13 protein-coding genes and 3 pseudogenes are annotated in these 15044 nt (G+C 71.9%); 6 read left to right on the top strand and 10 right to left on the bottom strand.

The window, feature by feature from the left end; genetic code table 11:
* Nucleotides 1-112: 112 nt before the first annotated feature.
* The gene (locus tag ACZ4YL_RS32495; protein WP_468121385.1) at nt 113-1753 is read right to left on the bottom strand and encodes a sigma-70 family RNA polymerase sigma factor; all 1641 of its coding nucleotides are present in this window, start codon (nt 1751-1753) and stop codon (nt 113-115) included.
* 956 nt (nt 1754-2709) lie between these two features.
* On the opposite strand from ACZ4YL_RS32495, the gene ACZ4YL_RS32490 reads away from it, so the two are divergent.
* Nucleotides 2710-3450, top strand: a complete 741-nt coding sequence (locus ACZ4YL_RS32490; RefSeq protein WP_468121384.1) for a DUF4328 domain-containing protein — start codon at nt 2710-2712, stop codon at nt 3448-3450.
* Between the two features lie 181 nt (nt 3451-3631).
* Here the strand turns inward: ACZ4YL_RS32490 and ACZ4YL_RS32485 are convergent, their stop codons facing one another.
* Nucleotides 3632-3976: a DUF6193 family natural product biosynthesis protein gene (locus ACZ4YL_RS32485; RefSeq protein ID WP_468121483.1), complete on the bottom strand. Its 345-nt coding sequence runs from the start codon at nt 3974-3976 to the stop codon at nt 3632-3634.
* A gap of 749 nt (nt 3977-4725) precedes the next feature.
* On the opposite strand from ACZ4YL_RS32485, the gene ACZ4YL_RS32480 reads away from it, so the two are divergent.
* Nucleotides 4726-5289 (top strand): SMI1/KNR4 family protein, encoded by a 564-nt coding sequence (locus ACZ4YL_RS32480; RefSeq protein ID WP_468121383.1) that lies wholly within the window; start codon nt 4726-4728, stop codon nt 5287-5289.
* Between the two features lie 232 nt (nt 5290-5521).
* Here the strand turns inward: ACZ4YL_RS32480 and ACZ4YL_RS32475 are convergent, their stop codons facing one another.
* From ACZ4YL_RS32475 to ACZ4YL_RS32460, 4 genes and pseudogenes are all read right to left on the bottom strand, one after another.
* Nucleotides 5522-5998, bottom strand: coding sequence for a calcium-binding protein (locus ACZ4YL_RS32475; RefSeq protein ID WP_468121382.1), 477 nt, complete (start codon nt 5996-5998; stop codon nt 5522-5524).
* Between the two features lie 17 nt (nt 5999-6015).
* Nucleotides 6016-6723 (bottom strand): annotated as a pseudogene (locus ACZ4YL_RS32470) (virginiamycin B lyase family protein); the annotation flags it as partial.
* Nucleotides 6724-6764: 41 nt separating this feature from the next.
* Nucleotides 6765-7598 (bottom strand): annotated as a pseudogene (locus ACZ4YL_RS32465) (Vgb family protein); the annotation flags it as partial.
* A gap of 135 nt (nt 7599-7733) precedes the next feature.
* A complete protein-coding gene (locus ACZ4YL_RS32460; protein WP_468121381.1) occupies nt 7734-8438 on the bottom strand; it encodes a TetR/AcrR family transcriptional regulator C-terminal domain-containing protein in 705 nt (234 codons plus the stop codon).
* A 55-nt stretch (nt 8439-8493) separates the two neighbouring features.
* On the opposite strand from ACZ4YL_RS32460, the gene ACZ4YL_RS32455 reads away from it, so the two are divergent.
* On the top strand, nt 8494-10074 hold the full coding sequence (locus ACZ4YL_RS32455) for an FAD-dependent monooxygenase (protein WP_468121380.1): 1581 nt from the start codon (nt 8494-8496) through the stop codon (nt 10072-10074).
* Nucleotides 10075-10211: 137 nt separating this feature from the next.
* Here the strand turns inward: ACZ4YL_RS32455 and ACZ4YL_RS32450 are convergent, their stop codons facing one another.
* Nucleotides 10212-10544: a hypothetical protein gene (locus tag ACZ4YL_RS32450; RefSeq protein WP_468121379.1), complete on the bottom strand. Its 333-nt coding sequence runs from the start codon at nt 10542-10544 to the stop codon at nt 10212-10214.
* Nucleotides 10545-11003: 459 nt separating this feature from the next.
* Between ACZ4YL_RS32450 and ACZ4YL_RS32445 the strand changes: the two genes are divergently transcribed.
* Nucleotides 11004-12458: a ribonuclease catalytic domain-containing protein gene (locus ACZ4YL_RS32445; RefSeq protein WP_468121378.1), complete on the top strand. Its 1455-nt coding sequence runs from the start codon at nt 11004-11006 to the stop codon at nt 12456-12458.
* 237 nt (nt 12459-12695) lie between these two features.
* On the opposite strand, the gene ACZ4YL_RS32440 is transcribed toward ACZ4YL_RS32445, so the two are convergent.
* Complete coding sequence (locus ACZ4YL_RS32440) at nt 12696-12989, bottom strand: DUF4190 domain-containing protein (protein WP_468121377.1); 294 nt, start codon at nt 12987-12989, stop codon at nt 12696-12698.
* Nucleotides 12989-13174 carry a hypothetical protein gene (locus tag ACZ4YL_RS32435; protein WP_362407276.1) on the bottom strand — a complete coding sequence of 62 codons (186 nt, stop codon included), beginning with the start codon at nt 13172-13174 and terminating at the stop codon, nt 12989-12991. Before ACZ4YL_RS32435 ends, ACZ4YL_RS32440 begins: the two co-directional genes overlap by 1 nt.
* A gap of 101 nt (nt 13175-13275) precedes the next feature.
* On the opposite strand from ACZ4YL_RS32435, the gene ACZ4YL_RS32430 reads away from it, so the two are divergent.
* The gene (locus ACZ4YL_RS32430; RefSeq protein WP_468121376.1) at nt 13276-13899 is read left to right on the top strand and encodes a TetR family transcriptional regulator; all 624 of its coding nucleotides are present in this window, start codon (nt 13276-13278) and stop codon (nt 13897-13899) included.
* A gap of 297 nt (nt 13900-14196) precedes the next feature.
* Here ACZ4YL_RS32430 and ACZ4YL_RS32425 read toward each other — a convergent pair whose 3' ends face one another.
* Nucleotides 14197-14463, bottom strand: coding sequence for a protealysin inhibitor emfourin (locus ACZ4YL_RS32425; protein WP_468121375.1), 267 nt, complete (start codon nt 14461-14463; stop codon nt 14197-14199).
* Between the two features lie 140 nt (nt 14464-14603).
* Here ACZ4YL_RS32425 and ACZ4YL_RS32420 point away from each other — a divergent pair.
* Nucleotides 14604-14846 (top strand): annotated as a pseudogene (locus ACZ4YL_RS32420) (DinB family protein); the annotation flags it as partial.
* Between the last annotated feature and the right edge of the window lie 198 nt (nt 14847-15044).

Genomic DNA, 15044 nt, shown 5'->3' with positions numbered 1-15044 from the left:
GCTCCACGACCGGGGTCCGGGAGACGGCCGCCGCTTCGGGCGAGCCGCCCCCCGGTCCGCCGGGGCGCCGACACGAGGGTGACGGCAGCGCTGACAGGAGGAGGCGGCCGGCTCACCTCAGGGCGAAGAGCAGGTTGACCGAGTTGTAGTAGTTGGGCAGGTGCACCAACTCCGATCCCGGACGCGGCGGGTCGGCCTTCGGCCAGTTCCGCGGGCCCAGCAGATGGTCGGAGTAGTCGGTGTTCGGAACCTTCGGCACGAACCAGACGCGGAACGCGCCGCGCCGTGCGTCCGGCTCGAACCGCCAGAGTTGCGTCGCGCGGTCCGCGCCGGTCCGGCAGGGTCGAAGGGTGACCGCGACGAGATTCCCGCCGCCGGTGGTTCCGTCGAGGCAGGTGCCGGTGTCCGCGTTGCGGAGTTGGTACGTGTTCTGATGGGCAGGCAGCTGCTGCCATGCCTGGTTGGCCTTCCCGGTGCACTTCTCGAGCTGCAACGGGCCGGCGGAACCGTCGCCGCCCAAGCCGACGCACAGCCCCGAGGCCACGTTGACCAGGGCGGCGCCCGTGCGATCCGTCGAGGGCGACGCGGAAGGCGGCACGGCGGAGGCCGAGGCGGACGCGGACGCGGAGGCGGAGGCGGAGGCGGAAGGGAGCGGTGTGGTGGGGGCAGTGGCGAAGGCCGCCGGACCGATGGCCACGATCGGTGCGGTTTCCGGGAGAGGTCCGGCCAGGGCGGCGGACGTTCTGGCGGGAGCTGCGGCCTGCCCGGACCTGTCGCTCTCGGAGTCGGCCGGCAGCAGGACGACCACGGTGGCCGCCGTTCCCGCCACGGCTGCCGCAGCGGCCCATTTCACGGGGCCGACCTTGGCTCCGGCGAACTGCGTCCCGTTCAGTGTGGCCGAGGCGAGCTGCGTGCCGCCCCCACCCAGGGCCGACAGGAAGGAGGCGGGGTTCCACAGCAGGATTCCACCCAGCAGCAGCACGCCCAGACGGCCGTTGACATCGCGCAGGTCGCGCTCGGCGCGTGCACAGTCGTCGCACCCCTGAAGGTGGCGGCCCAGGTCCCGGGTGAGGCGCTTGCCCGGTCGGCGCAGCCTGGTGGCGATCTGCCCACCGTAGTGCTTGCACTCGTCGCTCGCGGTCTGGTCCAGGTGAGCGCGCAAGTACGCCTCCCGCAAGCCTTCCCGTGCACGCGCGACCAGTGAGCCGATGCCTCCCGCCGATATCCCGAGGCGTGCTGCGGTCTCGGCCGCCGGCTCGTGTTCGACGACGGAGTGCCACAGCACGGCCTGCCAGCGCTCCGGCAGCGACCGGTAGGCGTGCAGGACCAGCGACCCCTCTTCCGCCGAGAAGACGGCGTCCTCGGTGTCCTGGCCGTCCGAGAGCTGGGCGGCCCATTCCTCGAAATCGTCGGACAGCCGCGTACGGGCGGCATCCCGCGCCCATGTTGCCGCCAGACGGCGCACGCAGGTCAGCAGGTACGGCCGCCAGGCGTATTCGGGTCCGGCACCCCAGGCGATGGCGCGGTAGGTACGGGCGAAGGCCTCGGCGGCGAGGTCCTGGGCGGTGGACAGGTCTCGGCAGCACGTGCGGGCGTAGGCGAGCACCGAGGGATGGTGACGGGCGAACACCTCATCCATCACGTCGCTGACCGCCGCGTCGGACTCCGAGGTGTGCCCACGCAGCAGGGCACAGAGTTCCCCGTCGCTGAGGCTTCGAAGATGCTGCTGACGGGCGGTACCTGGTGTACTCAACACGTGCTCCCGTGTGGCTTTCTGATGACCCGGGCGTCGGTTCCGGGCACGTTCGTCATGAGGGTGCGACGCTGCGCCCGATCGGAATTCGCGCAAGTGTGCACCCTTGCGGAGCCGCAAGCAAATGGCAGGCAAGACAGGAGGCGCCGCCGGCGTTGCCGCCCTCCCGGGCGGAGCCGTTGCGGAGGAAGCCCCGCTTCCGGTCCTGGCGATCGGTGTCGAAGTCTCGACGACGTGGCGGTGGTCGACGCAGTCGGCCGTCGGCCTGGCAGGCCACGTGCGTGCTGTGCGTGCGCTGCCCGGCCACGGCGCGGCCCCGACCCTTCATGGGACGGGAGGTGGCCACGCGTCCCGGGTGTCCGTCAGACGAGGGCTGCGATGGCGATGGCGGCCTTGATGACGCCGGATGCGGCGCCGGCCTGTTCTCCCGGCAGGGGCTGTATCCGCAGCAGGACGCCTGGCGGGTTCCTGGCGGGGGGTTCCTGGCGGAGGTGGGGCGGATCGCCCGGGCGGTCCGGGCGGTCCGGGCGGCGGCCGCCAACTGGCGCGTCGGCAGCCCGACTTCCCGGAGCCGACCGGCGGTACGACGGCGAGTCCGGAGTCCGACCGGGCCGCTGCCCTTGCCGGGCTGCCGGCCCATGGCAAGATCGTCGTATCCACGGAGGCGCCAGCCGCATCCCTTGCCGTGGCCGACACCGCAGACGGCACACGCCGGTTCCGGCTTGAGGACCCGGACCGTGTCCCGGGAGTCCCGCGTCGCCGTCGGCCCCCCTTGGAGTCGGGAGCGCGCGTCGGGCGGCGGCCGCTGCACGGTCGGTGCAGGCCGCCGGCGTTGCCGTTCGCCCTGACCTGGGGGAACGAGCGTGACGCGGACGGACCAGCTGACGTAGATTCTGCTTGGCCCGCCCTGTCCGGTGCGCCTTTTCGTGTTCCGTACCCGTGGGGGGTTCCTCAGCATGTCCGCAGCTCCGGTCGGTCCGCCGGCACCAGTCCCGGTCCCGTCCCCGTATGCCGCCCCCGGTGTGAAGGGCGTACGGCTGCGCGTGCCCGTCGGCCTGGCCATCGCGCTGACCGCGCTGTTCGCGCTGGTCGTCGGAATCGCCGTCTACGCCGTCTACGCCGACTGGAACACCCGCTCGCTCATGGAAAGACTCCTCGCGGATCCCGCGGAGGTGAGCGACGCGGATCTGGCCCGCGGCGAGAGGCTGACCGGCCTGGTCGGCACGATCCAGGGCAACGCCCTGATCGTGACGGGCATCGTCTTCATCATCTGGTTCCACCGGGTGCGCACGATCGCCGAAGTCTTCGCCCCCGGCGCGGACAAGCTCGCGCGCGGCTGGGCGATCGGCGCCTGGTTCGTACCGCTCGCCAACCTCTGGCTGCCGTACCGGATCGCTGTCACGACCTGGGGGTCGAGCACCCCCTCCGGAGCTGACGGAGGCTACCGCCGGTTCCCGTTGACCCTGGTCAACCTCTGGTGGGGCGCCTTCGTCCTGTCCCGGCTCCTGGGGTGGTACGGGGGCATGTCCTACGGCCGTGCCCAGAGCCCCGGCGCCATGCGTGACGCGGCCACGACGATGCTGCTCGGTGACGTCCTCGACGTTGCCGCGGCAGTCCTCGCGGTGCTCTTCGTCCGCAGGCTGACGGCCATGCAGCACGCCAGGGCCGCGCAGGGGCCCGCCGTCGCAGCGGTGTAGCGAGGCCAGGACGTTGGCATGGATGCCCACGCTCCCCATGCCCACTTGCCCGACCCGGACAGCGGCCGCGGCCGGCGGACGCGAACCAGCCGGGCCGCCGGGGCCGGGTGCGGGCCCGATGGTGCGCGCGTCAGCCGGCCGGCGCGCAGACTGCGGCATCGCCTGTCTGCGGGCCGGGTGGCTACGCAGCCGGAGGAGAATCGAAACAGGCAGCGGCGACCTCAAGTGCCACACTCGGCGACGGCACCTCATGCCAGAACCCATCCGGAGTCATGGTCACTCGACAGCGCCCTTCCTCCAGGGGCCGGATCTTCACAAGGCCCGATTCCAAGTCGAATGGCGTCCGGCACAGCATCAGACTCCTGTGGCTCATGTCGGGCCAGAACCTCCGCAGGCCAGGGTGCTCGTGAGCCGCCTGAACGAGTGGTCGATCAGGCAGGTGCCACTCGCTGGAAAGGAGCTCGCTCCACTTCGCGGGAGCAGGGTCACCATCCTCGAACGCTTGCGCCAGCTCGCTCCAGCTCATGAACGGAAAGAGGTCGTGCAGCTCCCGCAGACTGCCGCCCTGGTGCCATGGATTCGCGACTCCCACCGCAGCGACCAGGTCGTTCGTCCACCCATCCGAGGAAACGAATCCATGGCGGCGACGGATCCGTACGCAGAAGGAATCCTCCGCGCAAGGGGAAACAACAACCAGTCCGCGATCGGTACTCACCTCGGCGCCGGCGTCCCATCCCGAGCGAGTGCGCACCTCGCCCAAGTCGCAACCTTGAGCCAGTGCGGTTCGCTCGATGCGCCGGACAAGATCCGCAGGCGACGCCGAATCGGCATCACCCCGGCCCCCTGAGGGGTGGGATTCCCGTGATCACTCGCAGATTCCGGCTGAACGGGCAGCGGGGGCGTACGGTTCGCTACTCCGAAGGGTGCGGCCGGGATGCGCCCGTCCGCCCCCACGCGAGGCTGGCGGAGGGCCGGTCTCCTCGCTCGCCGAGGATGCCCTGAAGGCGGCCGACTTCGTCGGTGACGTCGGCGCACCGATCGCGGACTTCGTCACCGCCGTGATCGGCTTGATCGCGAAAGTCCCGCCCCGCGCACGGCGTCCGCGGCGCTGCGGATCTCCCCTCTCGCTGTGCACCGTAGTGGGCTCCACCGGCCGAGTGCGTGCTCATCGACCCTCCGACAGACGCAGGTCCGGGGCCGGTTCCGCTGCCGATCTTCGCCTGGCCTGTCGACCCGCCCACGGGCACCGGCTGCCGTTCCCGTAGCGTCCGTTCCATGATCGCCCTCGATGCCCTCGTCCGCCTCTGCCCGCCGCCCGCCGATCCGCCGCCCGCGGTGGACTGGGCGCAGGCCGAGCGTGCCCTGGGTGCGGCTCTGCCTGCCGACTACAAGCAGCTCGTCGAGACGTACGGCGACGGCCTCTTCGACGAGACGATCTGGCTGCTCGTTCCCGACTCCGCTTACGACGACTGCGACCTGCACGCGCAGACGGCGGAACGGGACGAGATCCTGGCCGGCCTGTGGGAGTTCGAGGCGAAGCCTGCCGGACTGCTGGAGGCGGGGGCGAGGGTCGTGCCGTGGGCGTTCGAGGAGGGCACGGGCGCGTTCCTGTACTGGCTGGTGCGGCCCGGACAGCATCCCGACGAGTGGACCGTGCTCTACAACGAGGGGCGCGGCCCCCTGTGGGAGCATCACGCCATGGGGTGCCTCGCCTTCCTCCTGGCGGTACTCAGAGGAACGGCGGAAACGGAGTACTTCGGCCACCTCTACGAAGAGTTGAAGCCGACGGAACACCGCTTCGAGACGGCCGATCAGACCCTCGGATCGTCCGGGCAGTGATGCCGTCCGCCGATCCGGACGACCTGGCGCCGCTCACGCACCTCACTGAGCGCCGCACTCGGCCAGACCCGCCGAATCCGGCGCTCCTTGCCGGGCCGGCGGGGCTTGCCGGCTCCGGCTCGCCCGCGCCGCGTGGCGGACTGCTCGACGGCTGAGGTCGGGAGGCGCGGGGTGCTCCCGGTCCGGGGCCGGGTCCCGGTCGCGGTCTCGGGAGCACCCCGTCGGGATCGGGTCAGGGGCAGCCGGGGCCCGTTCCGGGGTTGGCGCAGACGTCGGTGCCGGGCCCGCCGTTGTTGCTGTTCGTGCCCGGGCCGCCGTCGAGGTTGTCGTTGCCGACGTCGCCGAACAGGAAGTCGTCGCCGGGGCCGCCGCACACGAGGTCGTCGCCCGCGAGGCCGTTGATGGTGTCGTCGCCACCGCGGGCGAGGATGACATCGCGTGCGGGCGTGCCGTTGATCTGGTCGTTGCCGGGGGTGCCGGTGATGGTGGGCTGTTCGCCGAAGCAGGTGACCGCGTCGACGGTGGTGGTCTCCGTCGCGATGTCGTTGGCCGGGGCCGGGTCGGAGACCGCGCCGGCCACCCCCGCCGTGTCGACGGCGATGTCCTCGGTCGTGGCCGTCGCGGTGATGGTCCGCGCGGCGCTCGCTCCGGCGGTGAGGGCGCCGATGCCACAGGGACGACGTCCGGGGTGGTGCCGGACGCGGTGCACCCGGGGGACGCCGAGACGAACTGCAGTCCGGCCGGGAGGGTGTCCTGGAGGACGACCCCCTCGGCCGTCTGCGAGCCGTTGTTCGTCGCGGTGAGCGTGTACGTCACGTTCTGGCCCTCCACGACGGGGTCGGAGCCCGTGTCGGACTTCGCGACGGCCAAGTCGGCGTCGGTCAGGTGGAGGTGCCCGATGAAGCTGGAGGTCTCGGCGAACCAGATGTCGTCGTCCGGGCCCTTGGTGATGCCCCAGGGGCCGCGCTCCGAGGAGGGCAGGGGGTTCATGGCGATGACGCCGGACGTGCTGATCCGCCCGATCTGCCCGCTGTTGCGTTCGGTGAACCACAGGCTGTCGTCCGGTCCGGCGACGATGTCCTGGGGCTGGGGCGCGAGGCCGTTCTCCGGTACGTCGTACTGGGTGATCACGCCGGACGGGGTGATCCGGCCGATCCGGTTGCCGCCGAACACGGTGAACCAGAGGTTCCCGTCAGGGCCGGTGGTGATGTCGGTCGGGCCGCCGCCGCCGGGTACCGGGAACTCGGTGACGACGCCGGACGGGGTCATGCGGCCGATGAGGTTGTCGCCGATCTCGGTGAACCACAGGTTCCCGTCCGGCCCGGTGGTGATGTAGGACGGCTGGCCGGAGCCGGCGGGCAGCGGGTATTCGGTGAGGGCGCCGGTGGTGGTGATGCGGGCGATCCGGTGGGCGTTCTGCTCGGTGAACCACATGGCCCCGTCCGGGCCCGCGGTGATGCCGGTGGGTTCGACGAACTGGTCGGGGAGGGGTACTCGGTGACCGTGCCGTTCGTGTCGACCTTCCCGACCCGGGAGTCGAAGTGCTGCATGGTGAACCAGACGTTCCCGTCCGGGCCGGTGGTGATGTCGTGCGGGGTGCTGAACTCGCCGGGCAGGGGGTACTCGGCGATGAGGGTGCCCGTCGGGCTCATCCGGCCGATCTTGTTGCCGACCGCCTCGGTGAACCACATGGCCCCGTCCGGGCCGGTGGTGATGCCGACCGGGGTGCTGGGGGTGGGTACGGGGTATTCGTCGATGCCGACGGCGGCCCAGGCTTGCGGGGCCCCGGCGGCCAGGGGCAGGGCGGCGGCCAGCAGGATGCCGGTGAGCAGCGCCGCCAGGCCGCGCCGACGGCGGGGGTTCGGCCGCTGGGGCGTTCCTGGCTCTGGGGCATTGCGGGTGGTGGGAGGCACGGGCGAGCACCTTTTGGTCGCGTGGGAACGCGCCCGTCGTACCAAGGCCTGATCGTTTCTTCGGATGCGGAGGCACCTGCGGCGCGCCGGATATTCACCCGTACTCCACCCGATCGGAGCAGTGCCGACCGGTGGGGAGGGCCGGGCAGCCCTGCCCTGAGCGGCCGTTCGGCGGCGGTGGACGCACCGGTCGTACACCGGTCTCACGCGGCTGCACCGAAGCGATCGCCGACGGCGCCGGGAGCCTGGCCGAGGGACTCCGCCACGGCCCCCGATGACCTGGCCGGAGCCGCGACGCGATGCCGGGGCAGGGGAGATCCCTTCCTTCCCCGCGGCCCCGCCCGCTGTCTGCCCACCGGCCGACGCCCGCAACACCGTCCTGTGCTCGACGACCATGGCCTTGCCGACCCGACCCGACCCGGCCCCACCCGATCTGACCCGCGCCGTCGATCCGGCCGGAGTCCCGGCCGAGGGCCGCGTACGCCTCTTCCTCCACCCGCAGGACCGTTAACCGCTCCGCGTACGGACCGCTCAGCCACCCAGCCGGGCCGCGAGCCCGTCGAGCACGCAGTCCAGGCCGAACGCGAACTCGACGTCGGGGTCGGGTTCCTCGGCTTCGAGGACGCGGCGGGCGAGCATCGGGTGTTCGCCCGCCGCGAGGACCTCGCTGATGTAGGGGCCGACGCTGCGCTGCCACTCCTCCTCGCTGAGCCCCGTGCGCTGCTCCGCGCGTCGAAGGGCTTGCTGGGCGGCGACCGAACCCAGCACGTACGCGTGCACGGCGCCGAGCGCCTGCGAGGCCAGGGTGATGTCGGGCGTGAGCGCGACGGCGGCGCGCAGCGCGGACTCGGACCGCCGCAACGAGTTGGGGCCGAGCGCGGGCCTCCCCGCCAGTTCACCCGCCAGCCAAGGATGCCGCAGGAGCGTCGCACGCAACGCGTGCGCGACCGCCCCCAGATCGGCACGCCAGTCCTCGGTGGACTCGGGCGGCGGATCCTCGCCCTGGGCCGCGTCGACCATCAGGTCCACCAGCTCGTCGCGGTTGGTGATGTAGCGGTAGAGCGAGGCGGTACCGGATCCGAGATCCCCCGCGACCCGCCGCATCGAGACCGCCGCCAATCCCTCCGCGTCCGCGACGGCCAGCGCGGCGGCCACGTACTGGCCCACCCCAGGCGCGCGTCGACGCGGCTCGGGGCGCGGCCGGGTCCACACCGACGAGGGGACGGGTTCGGTCATGGGGAGGTTCCTTTCCTCGTTGACCTGCATCCTACCTTCTGGCTACGGTGTATCCATGACGGAGACGATGTATCCAGAAGTCCCGGTGCTCGTGGTCGGAGGCGGCAGCGTCGGCCTGCTCACCGCGGCGCTGCTCGCCCACCACGGCGTACCCGCGGTGCTCGTAGAACGCCGGTCCGGACCGTCGGCGCACCCGCGTGCCACCGGCATCGGACCGCGCAGCGTCGAGGTCCTGCGCGAACTCGGCCTCGACGCCGCCGTCGACGCCGCCGCGGTCGACCTCCGGGGCGCCGCGGGCAAGGCGGTGGCGCGGACCGTGGTCGAGATGGGCGCGGGCGACGTCGTGACCGTGCCCATGCCGGCCCCGTCCGCCGGCGAACTGGACGTGACGCCGTTCAGACTGCGCGGCGTCTGCGCCCAGGACCGGCTCGACGCCGTCGTAGCGGCAGACCTGGCACGCCGCGGAGCGGACCTGCGGTGGTCGACCCGCCTGATCGGCATCGCGCAGGACGCCGAGGGGGTCGACGTCGAACTGGAGGGACCCGACGGCCGCTACTCGCTGCGGTGCGCACACGTGGTCGCCGCCGACGGCACGCACAGCACCGTGCGGACCGTGCTCGGCGTGGGCACCTCCGGGCCGGGCGACCTGGGCAAGTCGATGATCAACATCCTGTTCCGCGCCGACCTCCGGCCGCACCTGCGGGGAATGGCCTTCGCCACCTGCACGATCACCACTCCGGAGGCGCCCGGCCTGCTCGCCACCGTGGACGGCGAGACGAGCTGGGTCTTCCACGTCCCCTGCGACGTCGACGGCGGCGAACGCCCCGAGGACTTCACGCACGAGCGCTGCGCCGCGCTCGTCCGGCTGGCGGTCGGCGATCCCGGCCTCGACGTCGAGGTACGCAGCGTGCTCTCGTGGCGGCCCCGGAGCGCAGCGGCCGAAAGCTTCGCCGTCGGCCGCGTGTTCCTCGTGGGCGACGCCGCACACACCGTGTCGCCCCTGGGCGCGTTCGGCCTCAACACCGGGATCGCCGATGCGCACAACCTGGCGTGGAAGCTGGCCGCCGTCCACCACGGCGAGGCCGGCGCCGGGTTGCTCGACACCTACGCGCACGAACGCGAACCGGTCGCCGCGGCGACGCTGGACCAGGCGATGCGCAGGCTCGCCGACCCGGAACTGCACTGGGGACGCGGACCCGAGGCCGACGCCGCCAGGGCGGCGGCGGGGGTGTGGGCGGCGCCGGTCGTGCACCTCGGGCAGAGGTACGACTCGGCCGCCGTTGTCGATCCGGAGCCTGAACTCCCCTCCACGGTGGACCTGGTGCTGGACGGGTCGCCGGGTTCACGGGTGCCCCACGCATGGATCGACGGGGTTTCCACGCTCGACCTGGTGGCGTCCCGGTGGACCCTGCTGGCGGGCGTCACCGGAGACCGCTGGCTCACCGCCGCGGCGGACGTCCGACTTCCCGCGCATCACGTCGCGGTCCCGTGGCTTTCCGACGAAGGGGCGCTGCTCGTACGTCCGGACGGGATCGTCGCGATGCGCGCCACGGAGCCGGCGACGGATCCGGCACGGTTCCTCACCGAGGTCCTGGACCAGGTGCTGGCCAGGCCGGTCCAGGTGCCGAGCAGCTGAACGGGGGCGGCTCGACGAAGGAGCCCTGCGCGGCCGGAACTTCGTCGCGCTGATGTGGAAGTCCCCCTTCTGCTGTGCGCCCCGCCCCCGCCCCCGCCCCCGGCCCGGCCCCGGCCCCGGGGGCGGGTGGTGTGCGGCTACGGGTGGCGGTTCAGTGTGGCGGGGGCTCCTGCCGACTGTGCGCCCTCCGATTCGAGTGTGAGGCGGTCCGGGTCCGTCATGGTCAGGATGTACAGGTTGCCCCGGGGGCACTCGAAGACCGCGGTACGGTCGGTGGGATGGCTGGTCACAGCTTCGAACACCGCGCCGTTCCCGCGGATCTGCTGGAGCCGCAGGGCTTCGGTGCATCCCAGGTTCCGTCCGGTGGAGGTCTCCTTGAGGTCGCTGACCTGCCGGCCCACGAGTTCGCCCACCGCTCCACCGTTCAGCGTGACGGTGACGGAGAACTCGCCCGTCCGCGCCCGGGTCACGCCGTCCGCTTCCGGTGTTCCGGGGCCGACACCCGTCCATGTGCCGGTCCACGCGGCCGGCAGCGCCCCCGCCGGGCCGGCCCGGCTGCGCGGGCGAGGACGGTGCGGGGGAGGCTCCGGGGGAGGCCGTCCCGCGCCCGCCGTCACCGTTGCCGTTGTCGCGGTGTCCGGGGAGCCATATGGCGAGTGCGACGGCCGCGGCGACGGCGGCGGCACCCGTGGCCGCGCCGGCGCCCCGTGAGCGCAGGACCGCCCGCCCCGGCCCGCGCCCCGGGCGTGCGGGGGAGCACGTGTGCTCCGCCGTCCGGGCGTGCCGTGCTTCCGTAAGGATCAGCCGGACAGAACCTGGGCGATGCCCCCTTCCCGCGCGCCCACCGCCACCCCCCGTCCGTGCGGGCCGCTCCGCCATCCGGACCCGCTCGCCGCGCCGGTCCGTGACCGTCGCCCTACGCTCGGGGCATGCGACGCCGCCCGATGCACATGTCTGACGAGGCCCTGGACACCCTGCGCTCCGCGCTGGTGGAGCTCCGTGCGGAGCTGAAGATCCCTGTGGCCTTCCCCAAGCGCGTACTCAAAGCGGCCGACAAGGCAGCGGCCCAACCGCAACTGCACCACAAGGACGCCACCCACCTGCCGTTCTTCACGATCGACCCGCCGACCTCCAAGGACCTCGACCAGGCCATGCACCTGGAGCGGCGGCCCGGCGGCGGCTTCCGCGTGTACTACGCCATCGCCGACGTGGCCGCGTTCGTCAGGCCCGGCAGCCCCGTGGACGCCGAGGCGCATGACCGGATCGAGACCCTCTACTTCCCCGACCTCAAGGTGCCCCTGCACCCGCCCGTGCTCTCCGAGGATGCGGCCAGCCTGCTGCCGGACAAGGACCGCCCGGCTCTCCTGTGGCAGCACGACCTCGACGCCGAGGGCAACGTGACCGAATCGTCCGTGAGCCGGGCCATGGTCCGCAGCCGGGCAAAACTCAGCTATCACGGCGTCCAGCAGGCCATCGAGGACGGCACGGCCGAGGAGTCCGTCGCATTGCTGCGCGAGATCGGCAAGCTGCGGGAGACCGTCGAGATCACGCGCGGGGGCATCTCGGTGAACCTGCCGGATCAGGAGGTCACCTTCGAAGACGGATCGTTCCGGCTGAGTTACGTGGCGACGCTGCCGGTGGAGGGCTGGAACGAGCAGATCTCCCTCATGACCGGAATGGCCGCGTCCCAGATCATGATCGACAGCGGTACGGGGATCCTGCGGACCCAGAAGGAGCAGGCCGACCAGCACGTGGTCAGGCGCCTGCACGAGATCGCAAAGCTCCTGGACATCGTCTGGGACCCCGGTGTCTCGTACGCCGCGCTGGTCCGCAAGCTCGATCCGAAGAAGCAGAAGCACATGGCCTTCCTCACCGAGGCCACCACCACGATGCTCAAGGCGGAATACACGATCTTCCGCGACCACCAGACGCCCGAGTACACGATGCACGCGGCGATCGCGGCCCCGTACGCCCACTGCACGGCTCCGCTGCGCCGCCTGGTCGACCGGTACACCGGTGAGCTGTGCGTGGCAGCGTGCGCGGACAAACCTCCGCCGAAGTGGGTGCTCGACGCCCTGCACTGCCTGCCGTGCGACATGGCACGGGGGAAGGGGGGTGCCGCGGACCGGCAGACCGTGGATCTGGCCGAGGCCGCAGTCCTGATGCACCGCGTGGGCGAGGTGTTCGACGCTGCGGTCATCGACACCGACGCGGAGCGGGATGATCCCCTCAAGGGCAAGGTGTACCTGGCCGACCCCGCAGTGCTGGCCAAGGTCGCCTCGACCAACGGCCAGAGCCTCCTGCTCGGAGCGAGCGTCAGGGCCAGGCTCCAGCGGGCGGACCCCTCATCAGACGACGACAAGGTCCTCTTCACCGTGCCCTGAGCTTGCCGTTCCACCTCGATGCGAGATGAGTCGGGCGAGTGCCTCTGCGGGCCGGCAGAGCGACGTGAGAAGAGGGCTGGTGACCACGAACCAGTGGACGCTGATTCGACCGTGCTCCTTGTCCAGGATCGCTGGGGCCTCATCCCGGTGGATGCAGCGGAGGTACCGGCGGCGGACCGGTGCTCCGGCTGTCAACAGCACGGGTGAGGTGACGAGTATGGCCGCCGGGACCAGGGCTCAGGCCAGGCTCCACGACCACGTGTGGTCGGCGGTGACGAGAGAGGCGAGGACCACGAGGTCGGCAATGCCCAGGGTGATACCCAGGCGGGCGCGGCCTGGCCTGGCGGTCTGCCGCCACAGGGCGAGGGAGCCGAGGACGACGGCGATCGGGCCGAGCACCAGGTTCATCACCAGGAGCCCGACCAGGCCGAGAACGAACGCGGTGACGGCCATCATGTCAGCGTCACGGTAGCGGCCACGGGTGCGAGGACGGACATCGGCCTGGACCTTGACGTCAGTACGCGGGTTCATCACAGACCCCCCTGGCGATGGTCGGGGCGCCCGGCACGGTGGCCCGACAGGCGCTCGCGTGCGGCGAAGAGGGCGAGCCAGAGCGCGATCGCGAGGCCGGCGGCCACGCTGACCGGCACCGGCACGTGGGCCACGGCGCCGAGGACGACGCCCAGGACGAGCAGTGCACCTACGAGGAAGAGCACGGGAGTTCCTCTCACTTTCAGGTAACAGTTGTTCACCGACTACCCGGTCCAATTCGTCTCATGCTGGCGGCCGTTGACTGTGACGCGGTTGACTGCCCTTCATGAGTCCGAACACCGGTGTCCGCGAGGCACAACGCCTCCGTACCCGACGCGCGCTCCTCGACGCGGCCCTGGGCCAGTTGGAGGAGCGGAGCCTCGGGACCCTCGGTCTCAGAGAGGTCGCCAGGCACGCCGGGGTCACCCCCACCGCCTTCTACCGGCACTTCCGCAGCATGGACGAGCTGGGGACCGTACTCGTCGAGGAGGCCCTGGCCAGCCTGCACGCAACCGTACGGGGCATCCTCGCCTCGGCCGGTGACGCCGGGCAGCGCTCCGACTGCGTGGTGCAGGTCGTCGCCGAACTCGTCCGCAGCCGTCCGGCGCACGTCCGCTTCCTCGTCCGGGAGCGGCACGGCGGAGTCGCGGCGGTGCGCGAGGCCATCGCCGGACAGCTCGACGCCTTCGCAGCCGAGATCGGCGCCGTCCTCGTGGCCGACCCGCACAGCGCAGGCTGGGGGACCGCCGACGTGACGATGCTGTCCCGGCTCCTGGTCGACCACATGTTCATGACGGCCTCCGCATGCCTCACCGCCTCCCTGCGCGGCGAGGACTGGTCCCCCGTCCTCGCGACAGCCCGCAACCAGCTCCGCCTGATCCACCTCGGACGCGAGCACTGGCAGGACTAGAGGAGACCACCGGTACTACCCGATGAGCTGCGGAGACGATGGCATCGAGGCCGAAGGGTGGGACTTTGGCGCGGTCGGCAGGCGAGCGGATTCAGCGCCGAGGTCGCGCAGGACGGCGCATCACCGATCCCGGTGCACGGCGCCCTCCTGCGTAGGCGGACGAGAGGGCGACTGGCCCCGCTCTCTGCTCTCCTTTCCACGGCTCAGAGAGACAGTTGTCGGTTCGAGTCGAGGATCAAGGCTGCTGGGTGGACGACCGGGACCAGCGCCGTACCGGTCCCGGTCGCCATCGGCCGGTCAGGCTGCAGCGGCCAGAACAGTGTCGATCAGCTGCCGCTGGTCCTCGGTGAGGAACGGATCCTGTAACTCCACCAGCTTGCTGTCGACGCGGACGACGTAGCTGAAGCCGTCCGGAACGGGGTCCTGCCCCGCAGGGGCCTCACCGCTGAGCGCGCGCTCAGCCAGCCGCTCCAGCTCGAGCCTGTCGCTGCGGCACTCCGTTTCGAGGGAAGCAGTCTGCTCCCCGCCCGCAAATCCGCCGGTGCGTGTGACGGTGATCAGCATGGTGAAACCTCCTTGAACAGAACACCGCCTGGTCTGGGTTCGGCCGGAGCCGGGCTCGGAGGCGGTGCGTGGCTGTTGTCAGCCTTCGCCTGCCCGCAAAAGCCGTGTACGAGCCTCTCCGGGTACATCGAGCGCAAGATGTCCGAAACGAACTGGTGGTGCACGGATGGGACCTGGCCCGGGCGACCGGCCAGGAGTACGCACCCGACCCGGCTGCGCTGCGCGCCTCGTACGTGTTCCTGCTGGAGGCCGTGCGGGACGGGGGCCGTGGCGGGGGCGCCTTCGCGGCCGTCGTGCCCGTACCGGACGATGCCCCGCTGCTGGAGCGGGCGGTGGGTCTGAGCGGGCGGGATCCGGCCTGGAGGCCGCCGCCGTCCCGGTGACACCGCGGACGGGAACCCCCCGCCCACCGGCCCACCGCCCCCGGTCCGCCGTCCATTGCCGCGCCTGCCGCCTGCCGCCCACCGGCCCGCCGTCCGCGGCCCGCGCCCACCGGCCCGCCGTCCGCGGCCCGCGCCCACCGGCCCGCCGTCCGCGGCCCGCGCCCACCGGCCCGCCGTCCGCGGCCCGCGCCCACCGGC

Source organism: Streptomyces sp. NPDC030021, from assembly GCF_055574035.1.
This window is presented reverse-complemented; position numbering and strand designations above follow the sequence as displayed.